Origin of the sequence: Idiomarina sp. OT37-5b, assembly GCF_002968395.1 — a bacterium.
Classification (GTDB): domain Bacteria; phylum Pseudomonadota; class Gammaproteobacteria; order Enterobacterales; family Alteromonadaceae; genus Idiomarina; species Idiomarina aquatica.
Map to the genome: position 1 here is coordinate 1,741,281 of NZ_CP027188.1, position 15,893 is coordinate 1,757,173.

Here is a 15,893-nt window from a genome sequence, read left to right on the forward strand (position 1 = left end):
TATCCTCATGTATCAATAATCTTTTAAAATAAGCTCTTCAAGATGACTAGAAAAGCTATAAAAAAAGTTGTCCACTTTTTTCAAAATAAAAATAATTTTTCATTTTTAATGAATTTTTACCCTCTTCTGATTATTGATGCTTTTAATCTTTTACCGACTATAATGCGTACACGAATACATAACTTTTACGTAAGGAACTTGGCTATGAGTCAATCAACTAAAAAAGCCACGCTTTACAGAATGTCGACACCTGACCACCAATGCCCTTTCGGTTTAAAAACCCGGCACTTACTTAAAGCCAACGGTTACGATGTGGACGACAACCTACTGGAAAGCCGCGAGGAAACCGACATATTCAAGGAAAAACACAACGTCGATACCACTCCACAAGTGTTTATTGGTGATGAACGCATCGGTGGGTACGAAGAGGTTCGAGCCTTTCTTGGAAAACCTCTTCCTGACCCTGACGCAACCAGTTACCGACCCGTTATTGCATTATTTATTATGACAGCGCTCCTCTCCGTAGCCACGTCGTGGTTGTCTTTTGGTCGCGCATTTACCGGACAAACCATCGAGTGGTTCATCAGTTTCTCGATGGTGGTTCTGGCCTTGCTCAAACTCCAGGACGTAGAGAAATTCTCTACCATGTTTCTCAACTACGATCTTCTCGCCAAAAAATGGGTGCCTTATGGCCGTGTTTACCCCTACGCCGAAGGCTTGGCGGGTCTGTTAATGGCAGCGGAATTTGCTCATGTCATTTCCATCCCTATTGCGTTATTCATAGGCATCGTGGGTTCTGTCTCCGTTTTTAAAGCCGTTTATGTCGACAAACGTGAGCTAAAATGTGCCTGTGTCGGTGGCTCAAGTAATGTGCCGTTAGGCTTCATTTCGCTCACTGAAAACCTCATGATGGTCGCTATGGCTATCTGGATGTTTTTTACAATGAACTAGAAAAGGAGCGCTATGCGCTCTTTTTCTTAACGCTTTTTACGTAAAAACAAAATCTCACCAGCGGCAATCAATGCCATACCGATAAGAGACGCCCAAATAACCAGCGGATCGCTTGTCCATTTCACCCATATAAAAGCGGCTAAAACGATGACATCTAGCGTGATTGCGCTGACAAGTATGTAAATATTGGCATTCACTTTTTGTCTAAGATGTCTCAATACCCCCCAGTGGATCGCAATGTCCATAACGATATAAAAAATAGCACCAAGCGAAGCGATTCGGTTCAAATCGAAAAAAGCAGCTAAGACCATAGCCATCACGATAGTGTAAACCAGTGTGTGCTTCTGAATGGAACCTGGCATCCCAAAATGACTGTGTGGCACAAGTTTCATATTGGTCAACATAGCCAACATTCTCGAGACGGCAAACGCGCTCGCGATCACACCGGATACCGTTGCGACAATTGCAAAAGCGACCGTCACCCAAAGTCCAGTCTCGCCATAGACGGGTCTGGCAGCTTCAGCAAGCGCATAATCTTTCGCTTTCACAATCTCATCTATGGACAGGCTCGAGCCAACCGCCAGAGTGACCAGAACATATATTAACGCGCAGATAATCAAAGAAATAATAATGGCACACCCGACATTTTTCTTGGGCTCAACAATTTCACCGCCACTATTGGTTATTGTTGTAAACCCTTTGTACGCAAGTATGCTTAAAGCAATCCCCGCTAAAATACCGCCGCCGGTAGCTTCTTCTGGAATAGCCGATATCGATTCAAACTGAATGCCTGAGGCCCACAAACCACCAGCCGCTAAAATCACCAATCCTAAAGCCTTAACAAAGGCCATAAAAAACGAGAACGTTTGAATAAACTGATTACTCAAAATATTGATAAAAAACGCAAAGACCAGCAAACCAACCGCCAACAACGGGACAAGCCACTGCGCTTCAAAAGAAATTAATTGACTGGTATAGGACGCAAATGTCCGAGCGACTAAACTTTCATTAATCACCATAGAAAAGTACATCAAGAGTGCGAATATTGCCGTCACACTTCCTTTCCCATAGGCTTTACTGAGGAACATCGCAATGCCCCCCGCTGACGGGTATGCTTTGGCCAGTTTCACATACGAATAGGCGCTGAAACCGGCAATGATACCGCCGCACACAAACGCCAGTACAAACCACTCTCTTGCTAGCTGAGCAACTTGTCCTGTCAGTGCAAAAATACCAGCGCCAATCATGACACCAGTCCCCAGCGACACCGCCCCCCAAAGACTAAGGCTTCCTTTCTGATAACCCTGATGTCCGTGTTCGTGATCGTGTTCCGCCATAATCAGCTCCTGTGGTTGACGTTAGTTGGACCAGTGAATCCGGATAATTTTCCAGCCAGACTCCGGGGTATGTGAAACGGTTACAGTTTCATTCATCGTTAAATCAATCTCACGCCCGTTGTACGCCCCGGAAATACTATATCGAGAAGTGATCACAGCAAGGCTAGCCACTTCATATCGTGTTCTTTCAATCAGCTTGGAAGGAACCGCCTGGCTAAATTTGATATCTGACTTAAGATGATGAGCACTGTATTCAGCCAGGGACCGTTCAACGCCACCACCTTCAAAGATAAGCACATCATCGGAAAGCACGTCTTTAACGACCTCCGTGTCACCTTCAGTTAAAGCAGTTCGAAATGCATCAAGCACAGCGGTCGGCTCAGATAGTTTTTCGGCGCTACTGGGCGCTGAAATAAACATTACCGAAACCATAAAAACACTCACAAGTAATTTCATTCTTCTTATTCCTTACATTAACCGGGGGAAAACGCGCTGCTTAGCGCAGAGGCCAGGGTAAAAATAGTGACAGCCAATACCATTTCCGCCGTTATGGAGTTTTTGAGTCGCTTGGCGGCCGCGTTATCATTTAATTGCGGTACGAACTTTAATTTATGCAATGCGGCAACAAGGAGAATCAGCGCCACAAACACAAGTTTCGCTAGTAGTACCGTGTCATACGACGTAAGCGGCAGCTCTGGCATCCATCGCCCTGTTGCACTACGATACATAACCAAGCCCGCAATAAGGAGTATTGGAACCGCTGCAGACATATGCACACCAAAACGCTCCATAATGGCTTTCGCTTTAGCAAGCGGTACCGACGTTGCCAGCTTTCGCAATGAGTTAAGACTGCCGAACCAAACCCAAGCGACTAACAAGTGTGTTAAAAGCGCTAGCTTTCCCCACCAGACGGCGTCACTGCCGTGACCAATACTTAAAAAGCTCCATCCCATGAGTCCAATGGCGACAACATATAGCACCCACTTTATACGTTTTAGCTTAACAACGGAGTAAACAATCCAAGCAATAGCAACCGCTATCTGAAGTTGGATGAACAACCCAACAGGGCCGGTCCATATAAACTGCATGTAGGTCGTGTCAATCATGCCGGCAAAGCCTTCAGCAGCAAAACTACCGACTTTCAGAAAAAAATACAGAAGGCTTGCCAGTAATAGAAGCAACGCAACAAGGCTATTCTTTCGTTCAGACTGCTTTTTTAAACCGGACAAATAAACGATATAAGGCGAGGCGGTCATCACCGCGTTAAGCCAGAATATAAAGGCCAACGTTAAAACGCTGGCCACACTCCAAAGGGTCATCATTTCACCTCAAAGCTAAAATCACCCGATATTTTATGACTGTCCCCACCCATTGCCGTCCAATAAACCGTATAACCACCTGACGCCAAATTGTTTTTAACAGCAATTTCGTACGCTGCTTTGGGAGTCATGCTCATCGAAAAGTCCAGCGGATGCATTTTACCGTCATCTGAGTGCAGCATGATTTTAGCCAGACGAACATCACCGGAAAAATTCATCGTAATTTCCGTTGGTGACTCGGACAAAGTCGCACCGTCCTCCGGGCTACTGGATGTTAGGCCGACGTGAGCGCTGGCCCATGCACTAAAAAATAACGTGGTACCGAAGGCTAACTTAAGTATGTTTTTCATGTTGTTTCCTCTTTGTTTATTATCAATTAAAACCAAACTCTGGCCCCAAGGACCACGCCTGTTTCTGTGGTGTCCTCACCCATTCGTTTCATTTCATCTGCCGTGTTGCCTAACGCGCCGTTCCAATAAACACCAATGTAGGGTGCAAACTCACGACTGATTTCGTGACGATAACGCAACCCCACACGCAAGTTGCTCAAGCCACTTTGCCGTTCATATTTGTCTGAAGCTGTCAGGTTGGCTGTAAACTCAATGCGAGGCTGTAAGTACGATGTTTGTGTGAGCTGCCACTCGTACTCAGTTTCGCTAACAAATTGGACGTCGCCTTCTTCATTCACCATCAGCGAGTTATCCATTTCGAACCAATAGGGCGCCAACCCCATAAAACTCACGACAGCATAATTTTCCATAGACGCGTCCGACGATAAGGTACCTCGCGTACCAATACCGGCCTGAAACGACCAAAACGGAGACACCAAGTATCCATACAGCAGTTCGGCACTTTCCAAGTCAGTGGGCTCACCGTCGTCTTGAACATTCTCCCCTTCACTCTTGAAAACAGCTCGGTGATAGTCACCGCCATACCAAGCCATCATGTCCCAGACGGCTAGGTTCTCTTCCTCGTTGGTTCGCGTTAACTCCAACCGATCGAACAGTACTTGCCCGGTGTAATATTCTTTGACGGGTTCAGGCCAGTCCTCTTTCGCATGTCCGGCGACTGCTAAACCTGGCAACAACGCCGCACCCACTAATAATGATTTACCGTACATAATTGTCCTCCTTATGCGACATTGACCACACGGAACATACCCGCTTTCATGTGATACAACAGGTGACAGTGGAACGCCCAACTACCCGGCGCGTCTGCCGTTATCAATAACGACACTTTTTCGCTCGGCTTCAGGCTAATCGTATGTTTGCGTGGGCGTGGATACTGTCCGTTTTCAAGTTCCATCCACATACCGTGTAGGTGTATGGGGTGGTCCATCATCGTATCGTTTACCATCACCAACCTCAGTCGTTCTCCATGATGAAACTGAACCGGGCCATCCACTTCGGTAAACTTATTCCCGTCGAAAGACCACATGTAACGCTCCATATTACCCGTTAAGTGCAGCTCTATCTGTCGTTCGGGCTCCCGCGTATCCGGCCATTCATGCGCGCCGACCAAGTCGGTATACACTAAGACTTTATGATCAACGTCTTCCAATCCAATCCCGGGTTCATGCAAACGGCTTACCGGGTTTGTAGCAATCATAGCCGCCCCGGCGCCATGTCCGGACTCACGGTGTTTGATTTTAATGTTTTCGACCGGGAGCTCTTTTTTGTGTGTCATTTTATGCGTCATATGGCTGTTATTGCCGCCCATATGCTTCATATTCATGCTATTGCCTTTCATATCACCGGACATCGCCATCGCTCCCATGCCCATAGCGGCCATGCCTCGCTCAGGAACTTGCCGTAGTTCAGGCACTTCAGCCTCAAGACCAAGTTCCGGCGTTAATGTACCTCTGACATAACCACTTCGATCAAAGCTCTCAGCATAAATAGTGTAAGGCTTGTTTTGCTTAGGCTGGACAATTACATCGTAGGTTTCCGCCACACCAATGCGGAACTCGTCAACTGGCACTGGCTTCACAGGCTGCCCGTCAGCGGCCACTACCGTCATCTCCAATCCAGGGATTCTTACGTCGAAGAAACTCATTGCCGAACCATTAATGATACGCAGGCGTACTTTTTCACCAGGCTTAAACAATGCTGACCAGTTCATCTGTGAATCGCGGCCATTCATCAGGTAGGTATAAGTACTGCCCGTCACATCCGCAATATCACGGGGGCTCATTCGCATTTGCCCCCACATTTCTCGTTGCTTCCAGGTTTTCTCTAACCCTTGCTGTCGCACGTCCTCGAAGGTCTCAAATATCGTACGTTTTTGATAGTTATAGTACCCCTCCGCAACTTTCAAGTTACGAAACACGGTATCCGGATCTTCGAATGTCCAGTCGCTGAGAATAATGGTATGTTCTCGATCAGCACCAATGTCTCCGTCTTTCGGTTCAATCACTAACGGCCCCAGGTGTCCCAATTGCTCCTGCAAACCGGAATGGCTGTGATACCAATAAGTTCCGTTTTGCTCGACATCGTAGCGGTATTTGAACGTTCGTCCTGGCTTTATCCCTTCGAAAGATACGCCAGGCACGCCATCCATATTCTCCGGCAATATAATTCCGTGCCAGTGAATTGACGTGTCTTCCGACAACCGGTTAGTCACATTTAGCTTTGCTCGCTGCCCTTCTTTTAAACGAATCAAAGGGCCCGGCATTTGGCCATTGATGGTTATTGGTGCTCCTACTTTATTTCCCACGAGCAGTGGGGACTTTGCAATGGTCAGATCAATCTCATCGTTTGTCAGGATCTGATCTTTAAAACTGCGTCCCTGAGGAGCAGCCCAAGTTGGGGCTACTTTGGCGATTGCTAAAGCAGACGCCACAGTGAATGCAGATTTAATAAACTTTCGACGCCCTTTGTTAAACTCATTGCTCATTATGACGCTCCTCTTTTGAGGTTAAATTTTGATAACGTTGAACGTCCTGTTCCTTATCAGACGGCTCATCAGAAACCGATGATTTAAACCCTTTAATCGCACTACCAAGATCGGAGCCCAGGGTTCGTAGCTTTTTACTACCAAAAAGAAGAATGACAATAACCAGTAAAACTCCTAACTGAACCATACTCATGCCGCCAAATCCCATAGCTAAAGCCCTCCATTTGAGAGTGCTTGCTGCTGCTCTAAACTTGCTATCTGCTGATAAGGTGTAATTGAACCGTCCTTTTTGATTTCATAGACCGTATACGGTTGAAACCGAGTACCCATTTCCATACCAACAGACCCTACCGGCATGCCAGGAACAGTTAATCCAATGCCATTTTCTGACTTTTTCCCAGCTAAATAATGAGAAACCAATGTAGGAGGAACGTGCCCCTCAAAGACATAGCCATTACTAGAAATAGCGGTATGACAGGATTGGACCTCGGCACTAATACCGGAGTCACGTTTTCGTTGGGTCAGGTTGTTCGGATGTTGTACGGACACACTAAAGCTATCGGGTAAAGCTTGTAACCACTTTTCACAGCAACCGCAGTTGGGATCTTTTAGAACGGTTAGTTGCTGCTCTTCTACATCGGTTGCAGATACAGACACGGAAAACAGCATCGCCAAAACAGCGATATTGCGTTTGATAGACATAATTATTCACCGATTAATAAGTTTTAAGGAAACACGCCGAGCGTGTGTTAAATTTCTAGTAACTTATTAAGCGGTAATTATTGGGGGACGGAATAAATTAGACGCGTGTTTAGCACGAATTGAGGTGTCGATGGGCGCATCGACTTTGGCAGAGAGGTTAACTGCAGCGGCATTAACCGAAGAAGACTGTCCGACAAATAAAACCGAGCCGCCGGAGCAATGCCGAATGGTCATGTCAGCACAGCACGAGTTGTGCTTTTGCGTCTCATGCTCGCAATCGTTTGTGTCGGCTTCGTACATCATGCTGTGCTGCATTTGGCTGTTATCATGACATGCGTGAGCTTCTGCCGTTTGCGAAAACGACATCGACACCAATAGCACTGTCATTAATAACAGAATTCGAATTAGCACGAGCACCCTGCTTTTTGCAATTTAATAAACTTCAGTCTAACGTCATTTTAACGCATGTCAAATAAGGAGCAGATAATGATGAATCACGAAATGTTCGCAGGTATGGGCTTTCTATGGATGCTGATTGTGGGAGCTATTTTTATTGTTCCCGCATGGCGTATCTGCCAACGAGTTGGCTACCCTGGTCCATTGGGTCTTCTGATTGTTATCCCTATCGCAAATATCATTCTTCTTTACTTTATAGCGTTCGGCCCATGGAAAAATGTTGATAAATAGCTAATTCACTTTAACCAAAGCAACAAGTATAGCTTTTCATCTCTGATCAGAAGCACGAATTTATTTGCCACTACACGTTCACAAGTTGCAGACCACTATAGCTATGTTCAACGTGTTAAGCGAGTATTGGGCATAGCCAAAAAGTTAAAAGATTCATTTGTGAAAAAGCTTTCAATCAAAAAACTAAAGCTGAAGTTTTAGTAACAAGGTAAGTAACATGCTTGAATCTTAATATTTTTTATCCACTATAAAACAATAAGTTATTAGATCTTATCGATTCCGCCTCCGGCAGCTAAAAAACAGCAGACACCTTCTAAGTTAAAAGCTGCCGGCATCTTTTCTAAAAGCCTCATCCAAATACCCCCCCCACCACTGCATCAATTCACGGCGACGCTCAAGGTAATCCGCACGGTTATAAGCACTTCGCACTTGGTTAGGATCACCATGCGCCAGCGCTGATTCGATCAGGTCAGGATCTTTGCCCTCCTCGTTCATAATGGTGCTGGCTAAAGCCCTCAAACCATGGCTAACGAGTTTATCCTGGTAACCCATACGTCTTAACGCCATATTGGCTGTTTGGCTGTTAATGGACGTTTGTGGCTTTCGCAGTGAGATAAATATATGTTCGTATTGATCGCTTACGCTCTTCATGTCCTCCAGCACCCTCAATGCCTGTTCACACAGTGGAACTGTGTGCTGGCGACGCTTTTTCATCCGTTCAGCCGGAATCAACCAATTAGCTTGGCCGTCATCAAGCCATTGGATCTCACTCCATTTAGCGCCAGCAGCCTCAGATGGCCTGGTCATTGTTAGTAACTGCCATTTAATAACCTGCCGAGTAATATACGTAACGTTGGTTTCATGGAGCTTTCTTAGGAAGTCAGGGAGCTCTTTTGCGGTAATTGTCGGTAAATGCTGCTTCTTGGGCTTCTTGAAAGCAGATTTGATGGCAGCGATTGGATTTCCAGTAATTAATTTTTTAATGACAGCGTAATTCATTATCTCGTTTAACCGCTGAATTACACGTTTAACGGTTTCCAACCGCCCTGTTTTCTCAACCGGTCGTAATACATCAATGACCGTTTGAGCACTTATCTGGCTAACCGGCGTTTCACCTAAACGGTTAAATACATGTAGCTCTAACGATCGCCAAATATCATCAGCGTAGTCAGCAGTCACCTCACTTTTTTTGACCTCGAACCATTCTTCAGCAACTTTTCTCAAAGTCGCGTTCTCTGAGTAGCGTTGTGCCGCTCTTTCTTCCTCTCTGGCAAGCTTAGGGTCTACCCCTTCAGCAACTTGGCTTCTAGCAGCTTCTGTGAGCTCACGGGCTTTTTTAAGGCTCATATCGGGGTAGCTACCCAGCCCCATATTCACGCGCTTCTTTGTCGTCGGGTGAATGTAATTGAAGTTCCAAAGCTTAGAACCATTCACTCTCACTCGCAGCTGTAAGCCTTTCCCATCGGACTTAACGTAGTCCTTGTCTTTAGGTTTGAGTTGTCTGACGGCTGTATCCGTGAGCCCAATAGTAGAGCGCGCCATAAGCATATCTCCCTTCGATGTATTCCAAAGAGTTTACCCAAAATCGCTTGGAATACAAATTGGAATACTAAAAACTCAGGCTGGGGCTGGTTTTCTTGGGATAAGCTGGGAAGGGAAATATCTATGAAAGCCTTATTTTACGTGGCTTAGAAAGAAAAAAGGGGATGTCGTGAGACATCCCCTTTTTATGGAATTGGTGGAGCTGGCGGGAGTTGAACCCGCGTCCGCAATACCTACATCCTCGGTCCTACATGCTTATTCAGTCTTTTTATTAACTCGTGCGACGCCGACTGACAGGCTTCGTTCACGAGCGAGTCCGATTAAGTTTAACGCTTCAGCTCCGGACAAAGCATCCACGCGAGTCTACCTTAGGTCGAGCCGTCCTGATCCAGTCTCGTAGACAAAGCGCTGGGGGACGGGCTTAGCGGGTTATTAAGCCGCTAGAGCGTAGTTGTCGTCGTTTGCAACTATAATGTTGAGGCTTTTTACGAGGCCTGCCTCACCTCGGCATGCACCTTGGGTTTCGTGTATCCCGTCGAATCCTGATCAGCCCCAAAGTCTTACTGATAGAACCCTTATACTATAACTCAGACACCGCCTAAGTGCTATAAGTTCCGCACTCAAGCGGTGATTTATTAAGCTTTTGTACAGATAGCTGCGCTAAGACGCCATATACAGAACTTTTTCCACCAGTTTACTGATACCCGCCTCGGCATCAGGCAGGTTTTCGGCCAGCATGTAAGCCGGTGTCGTTACCAGTCGGTGTGCTTCGTCCACAACGATGTCACGAACGCCACAGTCGACGTGTTCACCACCCATTTTGCCTATCGCGGCGGCGACGTCGGCGTCATTACCAATGGTCACGCGTACCCCTTCGCCGTAAATATAAGGCAGTAATACGGGCGCAATGCACATGTAGCCTGCCGGTTTTTTCGCGTCTTTGAACGCTTTACCGACTTGCTCCACCTGTTCGTTGATCATCATCTCTGCACCCTTAAAGGCAAAGTCACAGAAATTCTTGGCAACGCCAAAGCCGCCCGGCAGTATCAGTGCATCAAATTCGGCAACATCCAGCTCGTTCAATGGTTTGACGTCACCACGGGCGATGCGGGCCGCTTCTTCTAACACATTGCGTTGGTCGTTACTTTCTTCACCGTTCAAGTGGTTAATGACCTGTGCTTGCTGTGTATCCGGCGCAAAACACTGGTAACTGGCACCCTGCTTGCTGATGTGCAACAGCGTCAAGACTGCTTCGTTCACTTCAGCGCCATCAAAAACGCCCGAACCTGATAGTAAAACCGCTACTCTTTTCATGACAAAACCCTTTGTTTTGCTGTCCCTATGATGTGTTTATTCCACTTCGATGTGCTTGTCGTGTTGTTTGCGCCAGCGCCACTCATTCTCAAGGGTGGCGGTGGGCTGCAGCATCGCAAAATCTAGCTGTTCAATCTCGTCACCGGCTTTCAGTCGTTGCGGAAAGTCCGGGTTGGCCAACGCCGCTTTGCCAATCGCCAGCATGGCATTGGGATAATGTGCCGCGACGTGCTCATAATTCCGTTGGTCGATGCCGCCGTTGACGATCAGCGGAATATCACTAAAGTCCTGCACGATTTCCGCCAATGTTTTATTGCTACCGCCTTTGAACGGTTTCCGGCCAACTTCGGTATCTGTGGTATGAATATAGTCGATACCGGCCTCTTTCAAGGCTTTGACGATTTTAATCATCGCATCTTCGCCTTCCGGCCACTGATAGTCAGCGTCCGTCACCGTAATTTGGCTCAACCGAATGCCAACAATAAAGTTTTCACTTTTGGCCGCGTCTTTACAAGCTTTGGCCACCATCGCGACAAACTTTAGTCGATGGCCGATATCACCACCCCACTGATCGTTGCGCTGGTTAAAATAGTCACTTAAAAATTCGTTCAGCAGGTAGCCGTTGGCTGCGTGTAATTCTACCCCGTCAAAACCGGCTTCTTCGGCCCGGTTGACGGCGCCGACGAATCCCTGCATAACGGCATCGAAATCGGATTCATCCATGGCCTTGACGTCGGTCCAGCCATCCGTTTCGCCATACAGATCGAGCGGTTCGCCTTTGGGTTTAACGGCACTCGGCGCAATGGGCGTATCGGTATATTCGTTATGCTGAAACTGCGCTCCGGCGTGCATAAGTTGCAAAATAAAGGCGCAATCGTGCCGATGCACGCGTTCGACGATTTCCTTCCAGGCGTCAGTTTGAGGCGCATCCGTAATACCCGGCTGGTTGATGTAGCCCTGACTGGCCTGGCGATCGGTATAAACCCCTTCGCTGATGATGATGCTCCAGCCACCGCGAGCGAAGCGTTCGTAATAATCGCCCATGAGTTCCGTCGGCTTGCCTTTGCGGTCAGCACTGGTGCGGGTCATCGGCGCGACCACAAAGCGGTTATCAAACTTATGACCTTTTAACTCGAAATCATCAAATGCAGAGCTCATCGTATTGTCCTTTTTGCCATCGCTATTGTTATATGCCCATAAGCATAGCTGTTGTGATGAGTTACGGCGAAATCAAGGTCCTTTGATCACTTTTGCTGTCAGTTAGCGGCTAAAACAACCGCCGCTTTTTGTTTGCGGCCCCCGTAACCAAAGGCTTTGTTAAAGGTACCAATGGGGATCGGTAAATACTGGCGCTGGGTTGACGATTCCCATGGCAGCGTGTCGTAATCCGGGTCGTTAATATAGACAAAGTCGTCGTCGGCGGCACAAATCAGTACCCAATGCGGCGCCCTCACACCATCAAACTGATAGGTCGAAATGAGCGCCATCACCAAGGCTCCGGCGGCAAGATCCTGCTTCAGCAGATCAACATTATAATCGCGCACATTGATTGGCACGTTGTGCTCCCGCAAATACTGCATATCTGCTTCTTGAATCCGTTGCATGACATCTTTTTTCTGTGTCTGCCGCACCGATTCGATAAACAGCGGGCTGTCCGTATTGACCTCAACGCGCACCGTTAAACCGCGTTTATAAGCCGCTCGGGCAAGTCCGTGTGGGCCACAACCGCCGTGTCCTGAGGTCATATAGATGGTGGTGGCTTCGCGCCAAATTTCCAGTTCTTCAGCGGCCGGATTCGCACTGGGACAGTCGAAATAGTCCATCGCCATCAGCAGACTGGCCGGCCCACAGGTAAACTCAGTGGTTTGCGTCAGCATTGGTACATATTCATCGGTCGCGCCAACGCCGCTGTCTTCGCCCAGTTCATATCGCGGTAACAGTTTTTGCAGCACCAACGCATCCGTCGACTGAGTCGCACTCGGCGGATAATAGGCTTCGCGCAATTCAATCACATGAAAGCCGTCTTCACTTAATAAGGTCTCGGCCAGTTTATTGGAGGTTGCAATTTCCGTGCGTAAAAACAAACAATGGCGCTCGTCTGCCAGATGTTCAGCAAACTGCAGCAATTGCCGACCGATGCCCTGACCCCGGGCACTTTCTTTTACCACCCAGGCATACAACCGCGCCAGGTTGGTGTTATTACGAAACAGCACTACCGTATAGCCAACCACCTCGCTGCCCTCAACGGCAACGTAAAACTCCGCCGAGCTGGCATCGATAAAGCGGCGGAAGCTGCGCCGACTGATGGCGTCATCCGGAAAACTCTGTTGTTCTATGGAAACCACGGCATCAAGATGCGAAGACTGAGCGGCAACAAAACGAATCAAGGTCTGACCCCTAAAATCAAACGGGTTTTGGAGTACCTTTTGTACCACATTTCGTGCTAGACTTGCGCGCAAATTTTGAGCCTGTTGAGGAATTTTCGTGAGCGACAACAAACCATCTCTTAGCTACAAAGACGCAGGCGTCGATATCGACGCTGGTAATGCCCTGGTTGACCGGATAAAAGGGGTCACCAAACGCACGGCTCGGCCGGAGGTCATGGGTAGTATTGGTGGTTTTGGCGCCTTATGCGAATTGCCTGAGGGCTACAAAAAACCGGTACTGGTATCGGGTACCGATGGTGTCGGCACCAAACTGCGTTTGGCCATCGACTTAAAACAACACCGCGGCGTCGGCATTGATCTGGTCGCGATGTGTGTCAACGACTTGATTGTACAGGGTGCTGAACCTCTGTTCTTCCTTGATTATTACGCAACGGGCAAACTTGACGTCGATGTGGCAGCGGATGTGGTTACCGGCATTGGTGATGGTTGTGAACAGTCAGGTTGTGCGCTTATCGGTGGTGAGACCGCTGAAATGCCGGGTATGTATGAACACGGCGATTACGATCTGGCCGGCTTCTGTGTCGGTGTGGTCGAAAAAGACGACATCATCGACGGCTCAAAAGTTGCTGAAGGCGATGCGCTGATAGCCCTGGCCTCCAGTGGCCCGCATTCAAACGGTTACTCACTGATCCGCAAAATCATCGAAGTCAGCGGTGCTGATTTAGAGTCTGACCTGCACGGTCGCACGCTGGCACAGCACCTGCTTGAACCCACCCGCATTTACGTAAAATCGGTACTGGAGTTGATCAAGCAAGTGCCGGTGCACGCGTTATCGCACATCACCGGCGGTGGTTTCTGGGAGAACATCCCACGGGTACTGCCTAAAGGCGCCAAAGCCGTTATCGACGGCAACAGCTGGGACTGGCCGGTTATCTTCGATTGGTTGAAAGACAACGGCAACGTCAGCATGAAAGAAATGTACCGCACCTTTAACTGTGGTGTGGGTATGGTGATTGCGGTACCGCAGGAACACGCCGAGCGAGCCGTTGACGTACTTACCGCAGCCGGTGAAACCGCCTGGAACATCGGCCACATTGCCACCTCCGCTGACGATGACGAGCAGGTAGAAATTTTAGCTGACGAAACACGCTAAGGCTGTCTGATGAAACGTATTGTGGTGTTAATTTCGGGCACCGGCTCGAACATGCTGGCAATTCAGGAAGCTTGTAAACAAGGTCGTGTTGCCGGTCAGGTGGTCGCTGTGATTGCCAATAAAGCCTCGGCTAAGGGTCTGGAAAAAGCAGCGGCGCAGGGTATCGATACCGAGGTGCTGTCGCACCAGGCGTTCGACAGCCGTGAAGCTTACGACGCCGAGTTGAAAGTACTGATCGACAGCTATCAGCCAGATCTGGTAGTGCTGGCCGGTTTCATGCGCATTTTAACCGGTGATTTAACCCGCCACTTTGAAGGGAGGATGCTGAACATCCACCCTTCGCTGTTACCGAAGTATAAAGGTGTGAATACCCATCAGCGCGCGCTTGATGCCGGTGATAAGGAACACGGTGTGAGTGTGCACTTCGTGACCGAAGAGCTGGACGGTGGGCCGGTGATTCTACAAGCTAAGGTGCCGGTATTTGACGGTGATACGGCGGACGATCTGCAGGCACGCGTACACGAGCAGGAACACCGCATTTATCCGTTGGTGGTTAACTGGTTCTGTCAGGGACGTTTAGCCCTGCAAGGTGGCCGTGCGGTTCTCGACGGTCAGGTACTGGGTGAAAGCGGCTACGCGAACGAGTAGCGTGCAGGCCGCACCCTGATGACGCGCGTCAGAGTTTGAGGGGGGCCAGGAAGGTTGGAGCGGCCTTCCTGCGTGCGCTCAGAGCGCACGCGACGGTTTAATCGGCTTGGTAGCTGCGCAGCGACATGGTTGCCTGTTCATCGCCTTCTTTGAATTGCTGCATTTTTACCAGCAGGTAGTCGAGTTCCGGGGCAAACCAAAAGTACGTTTGTCGACGATTGCTATCGCGCACGCGTTCAACTTTTACCGTCGTTAACTGGCCATATGGCGTGCTGATTTGCTCTTCTCCCAGCACCGCAAAGCGGTATTCATCCGCTCGCCCTTTTTCATCGATAATGTCATAGCTGTAAGGCTCATTACCTGCTGCCACATCCAAACGCAGTTTTTCTATCACGCTGGCTTCATCATACAGCGCTCCCTGCCAACTGATGTCAATCAACCGTCCGTTATCGACATTTTTCACTTCCTGTTTATCCGCATCAAAACTGGCGTGGAACGATTTATCGGAGCCGGTACCTGTGCGCATGTATAAAAACTCGATCGGATCAAAACGCTGGTGTTCTTCATTATAGGTAAACACCGAGCGGGTCTCGCGAACGTCCGATAAAATAAACCAGGAAATGTCCGTTTTACCGCGCAACTGCCAGTCTCCGTCCGGTGACGCTTCCAACCTACGGTAACCTTCACCGTAATCACTGCCACCACGGGTAATGGTGTACTCAGCCTGGTAAGGCGACAGACTGATGCCGTCAGCCTGCGTCAGCGGTGCCGTTAGCGCTAAAAACATCGTTAACGCTGTTTTCATGTTGACTCCTTTTGATTCTCGCGCATGATGCACAAGTTACAAGCCTGCAAAGTTCAGTTTCCATTCAGTCAGACCTTTATTTCAAACGCTTGTTCAATTTTTGCTTGAAATTGCAATCCGTCTGATCTACTTTGCACGTATTAATACTGGTCA

General features: G+C 48.3%; 18 protein-coding genes and 1 other RNA gene. 4 read left to right on the forward strand and 15 right to left on the reverse strand.

All coding sequences use genetic code 11. From position 1 onward, the window contains the following. The first annotated feature begins 204 nt into the window (after nt 1-204). Nucleotides 205-951 carry a MauE/DoxX family redox-associated membrane protein gene (locus C5610_RS08160; protein WP_100690644.1) on the forward strand — a complete coding sequence of 249 codons (747 nt, stop codon included), beginning with the start codon at nt 205-207 and terminating at the stop codon, nt 949-951. A gap of 26 nt (nt 952-977) precedes the next feature. Here C5610_RS08160 and C5610_RS08165 read toward each other — a convergent pair whose 3' ends face one another. The 9 genes from C5610_RS08165 to C5610_RS08205 form a co-directional block, all read right to left on the reverse strand. Then, nucleotides 978-2,288 (reverse strand): APC family permease, encoded by a 1,311-nt coding sequence (locus C5610_RS08165; protein WP_105306745.1) that lies wholly within the window; start codon nt 2,286-2,288, stop codon nt 978-980. Between the two features lie 21 nt (nt 2,289-2,309). Continuing rightward, complete coding sequence (locus C5610_RS08170; protein ID WP_008489764.1) at nt 2,310-2,744, reverse strand: YybH family protein; 435 nt, start codon at nt 2,742-2,744, stop codon at nt 2,310-2,312. A gap of 17 nt (nt 2,745-2,761) precedes the next feature. Next, complete coding sequence (locus tag C5610_RS08175; RefSeq protein ID WP_234972503.1) at nt 2,762-3,610, reverse strand: copper resistance D family protein; 849 nt, start codon at nt 3,608-3,610, stop codon at nt 2,762-2,764. Then, nucleotides 3,607-3,957 (reverse strand): copper resistance protein CopC, encoded by a 351-nt coding sequence (locus C5610_RS08180; RefSeq protein ID WP_011234483.1) that lies wholly within the window; start codon nt 3,955-3,957, stop codon nt 3,607-3,609. The genes C5610_RS08175 and C5610_RS08180 overlap by 4 nt, the downstream gene beginning before the upstream one ends. 26 nt (nt 3,958-3,983) lie before the next feature. After that, complete coding sequence (locus C5610_RS08185) at nt 3,984-4,727, reverse strand: copper resistance protein B (protein WP_105306746.1); 744 nt, start codon at nt 4,725-4,727, stop codon at nt 3,984-3,986. 11 nt (nt 4,728-4,738) lie between these two features. Further along, nucleotides 4,739-6,502, reverse strand: a complete 1,764-nt coding sequence (locus tag C5610_RS08190) for a copper resistance system multicopper oxidase (RefSeq protein ID WP_105306747.1) — start codon at nt 6,500-6,502, stop codon at nt 4,739-4,741. Continuing rightward, entirely contained in the window at nt 6,492-6,710 is a 219-nt protein-coding gene (gene tatA, locus C5610_RS08195) for a twin-arginine translocase TatA/TatE family subunit (protein ID WP_053954069.1), read from the reverse strand. Before tatA ends, C5610_RS08190 begins: the two co-directional genes overlap by 11 nt. Nucleotides 6,711-6,712: 2 nt before the next feature. Continuing rightward, nucleotides 6,713-7,204 carry a DUF411 domain-containing protein gene (locus tag C5610_RS08200; protein ID WP_006956253.1) on the reverse strand — a complete coding sequence of 164 codons (492 nt, stop codon included), beginning with the start codon at nt 7,202-7,204 and terminating at the stop codon, nt 6,713-6,715. A 66-nt stretch (nt 7,205-7,270) separates the two neighbouring features. Then, a complete protein-coding gene (locus tag C5610_RS08205; protein ID WP_053954071.1) occupies nt 7,271-7,615 on the reverse strand; it encodes a hypothetical protein in 345 nt (114 codons plus the stop codon). Between the two features lie 75 nt (nt 7,616-7,690). On the opposite strand from C5610_RS08205, the gene C5610_RS08210 reads away from it, so the two are divergent. Beyond that, nucleotides 7,691-7,891, forward strand: a complete 201-nt coding sequence (locus C5610_RS08210; protein ID WP_006956255.1) for a hypothetical protein — start codon at nt 7,691-7,693, stop codon at nt 7,889-7,891. Between the two features lie 318 nt (nt 7,892-8,209). Here C5610_RS08210 and C5610_RS08215 read toward each other — a convergent pair whose 3' ends face one another. The 5 genes from C5610_RS08215 to C5610_RS08235 all read right to left on the reverse strand — a co-directional run bounded on the left by C5610_RS08215 (nt 8,210) and on the right by C5610_RS08235 (nt 13,134). Next, complete coding sequence (locus tag C5610_RS08215) at nt 8,210-9,433, reverse strand: integrase domain-containing protein (RefSeq protein ID WP_105307756.1); 1,224 nt, start codon at nt 9,431-9,433, stop codon at nt 8,210-8,212. Between the two features lie 194 nt (nt 9,434-9,627). Then, nucleotides 9,628-9,987: a transfer-messenger RNA gene (gene ssrA, locus C5610_RS08220) on the reverse strand. Nucleotides 9,988-10,093: 106 nt separating this feature from the next. Continuing rightward, nucleotides 10,094-10,747 carry an isoprenoid biosynthesis glyoxalase ElbB gene (gene elbB / locus C5610_RS08225; protein ID WP_105306748.1) on the reverse strand — a complete coding sequence of 218 codons (654 nt, stop codon included), beginning with the start codon at nt 10,745-10,747 and terminating at the stop codon, nt 10,094-10,096. 36 nt (nt 10,748-10,783) lie between these two features. Continuing rightward, nucleotides 10,784-11,905 (reverse strand): NADH:flavin oxidoreductase, encoded by a 1,122-nt coding sequence (locus C5610_RS08230; RefSeq protein WP_105306749.1) that lies wholly within the window; start codon nt 11,903-11,905, stop codon nt 10,784-10,786. A 98-nt stretch (nt 11,906-12,003) separates the two neighbouring features. Then, complete coding sequence (locus C5610_RS08235; RefSeq protein ID WP_105307757.1) at nt 12,004-13,134, reverse strand: peptidase C39 family protein; 1,131 nt, start codon at nt 13,132-13,134, stop codon at nt 12,004-12,006. Nucleotides 13,135-13,231: 97 nt separating this feature from the next. Between C5610_RS08235 and purM the strand changes: the two genes are divergently transcribed. Together purM and purN are read left to right on the forward strand one after the other, a co-directional pair. Further along, nucleotides 13,232-14,287, forward strand: a complete 1,056-nt coding sequence (gene purM, locus C5610_RS08240) for a phosphoribosylformylglycinamidine cyclo-ligase (protein WP_105306750.1) — start codon at nt 13,232-13,234, stop codon at nt 14,285-14,287. A 9-nt stretch (nt 14,288-14,296) separates the two neighbouring features. Continuing rightward, complete coding sequence (gene purN, locus C5610_RS08245) at nt 14,297-14,935, forward strand: phosphoribosylglycinamide formyltransferase (RefSeq protein ID WP_105306751.1); 639 nt, start codon at nt 14,297-14,299, stop codon at nt 14,933-14,935. 97 nt (nt 14,936-15,032) lie between these two features. Here purN and C5610_RS08250 read toward each other — a convergent pair whose 3' ends face one another. Next, nucleotides 15,033-15,740: a DUF3108 domain-containing protein gene (locus C5610_RS08250; RefSeq protein WP_105306752.1), complete on the reverse strand. Its 708-nt coding sequence runs from the start codon at nt 15,738-15,740 to the stop codon at nt 15,033-15,035. Nucleotides 15,741-15,893: the final 153 nt, after the last annotated feature.

What these genes read in the sequence shown, in the direction of transcription:
- C5610_RS08250 (WP_105306752.1), bottom strand. Translation starts at nt 15,740, where the DNA reads ATGAAAACAGCGTTAACGATGTTTTTAGCGCTAACGGCACCGCTGACG.
- C5610_RS08190 (WP_105306747.1), bottom strand. Translation starts at nt 6,502, where the DNA reads ATGAGCAATGAGTTTAACAAAGGGCGTCGAAAGTTTATTAAATCTGCA.
- C5610_RS08170 (WP_008489764.1), bottom strand. Translation starts at nt 2,744, where the DNA reads ATGAAATTACTTGTGAGTGTTTTTATGGTTTCGGTAATGTTTATTTCA.
- C5610_RS08200 (WP_006956253.1), bottom strand. Translation starts at nt 7,204, where the DNA reads ATGTCTATCAAACGCAATATCGCTGTTTTGGCGATGCTGTTTTCCGTG.
- C5610_RS08175 (WP_234972503.1), bottom strand. Translation starts at nt 3,610, where the DNA reads ATGATGACCCTTTGGAGTGTGGCCAGCGTTTTAACGTTGGCCTTTATA.
- C5610_RS08230 (WP_105306749.1), bottom strand. Translation starts at nt 11,905, where the DNA reads ATGAGCTCTGCATTTGATGATTTCGAGTTAAAAGGTCATAAGTTTGAT.
- C5610_RS08160 (WP_100690644.1), top strand. Translation starts at nt 205, where the DNA reads ATGAGTCAATCAACTAAAAAAGCCACGCTTTACAGAATGTCGACACCT.
- C5610_RS08210 (WP_006956255.1), top strand. Translation starts at nt 7,691, where the DNA reads ATGATGAATCACGAAATGTTCGCAGGTATGGGCTTTCTATGGATGCTG.
- purN (WP_105306751.1), top strand. Translation starts at nt 14,297, where the DNA reads ATGAAACGTATTGTGGTGTTAATTTCGGGCACCGGCTCGAACATGCTG.
- C5610_RS08180 (WP_011234483.1), bottom strand. Translation starts at nt 3,957, where the DNA reads ATGAAAAACATACTTAAGTTAGCCTTCGGTACCACGTTATTTTTTAGT.
- tatA (WP_053954069.1), bottom strand. Translation starts at nt 6,710, where the DNA reads ATGGGATTTGGCGGCATGAGTATGGTTCAGTTAGGAGTTTTACTGGTT.
- elbB (WP_105306748.1), bottom strand. Translation starts at nt 10,747, where the DNA reads ATGAAAAGAGTAGCGGTTTTACTATCAGGTTCGGGCGTTTTTGATGGC.
- C5610_RS08215 (WP_105307756.1), bottom strand. Translation starts at nt 9,433, where the DNA reads ATGGCGCGCTCTACTATTGGGCTCACGGATACAGCCGTCAGACAACTC.
- C5610_RS08185 (WP_105306746.1), bottom strand. Translation starts at nt 4,727, where the DNA reads ATGTACGGTAAATCATTATTAGTGGGTGCGGCGTTGTTGCCAGGTTTA.
- C5610_RS08165 (WP_105306745.1), bottom strand. Translation starts at nt 2,288, where the DNA reads ATGGCGGAACACGATCACGAACACGGACATCAGGGTTATCAGAAAGGA.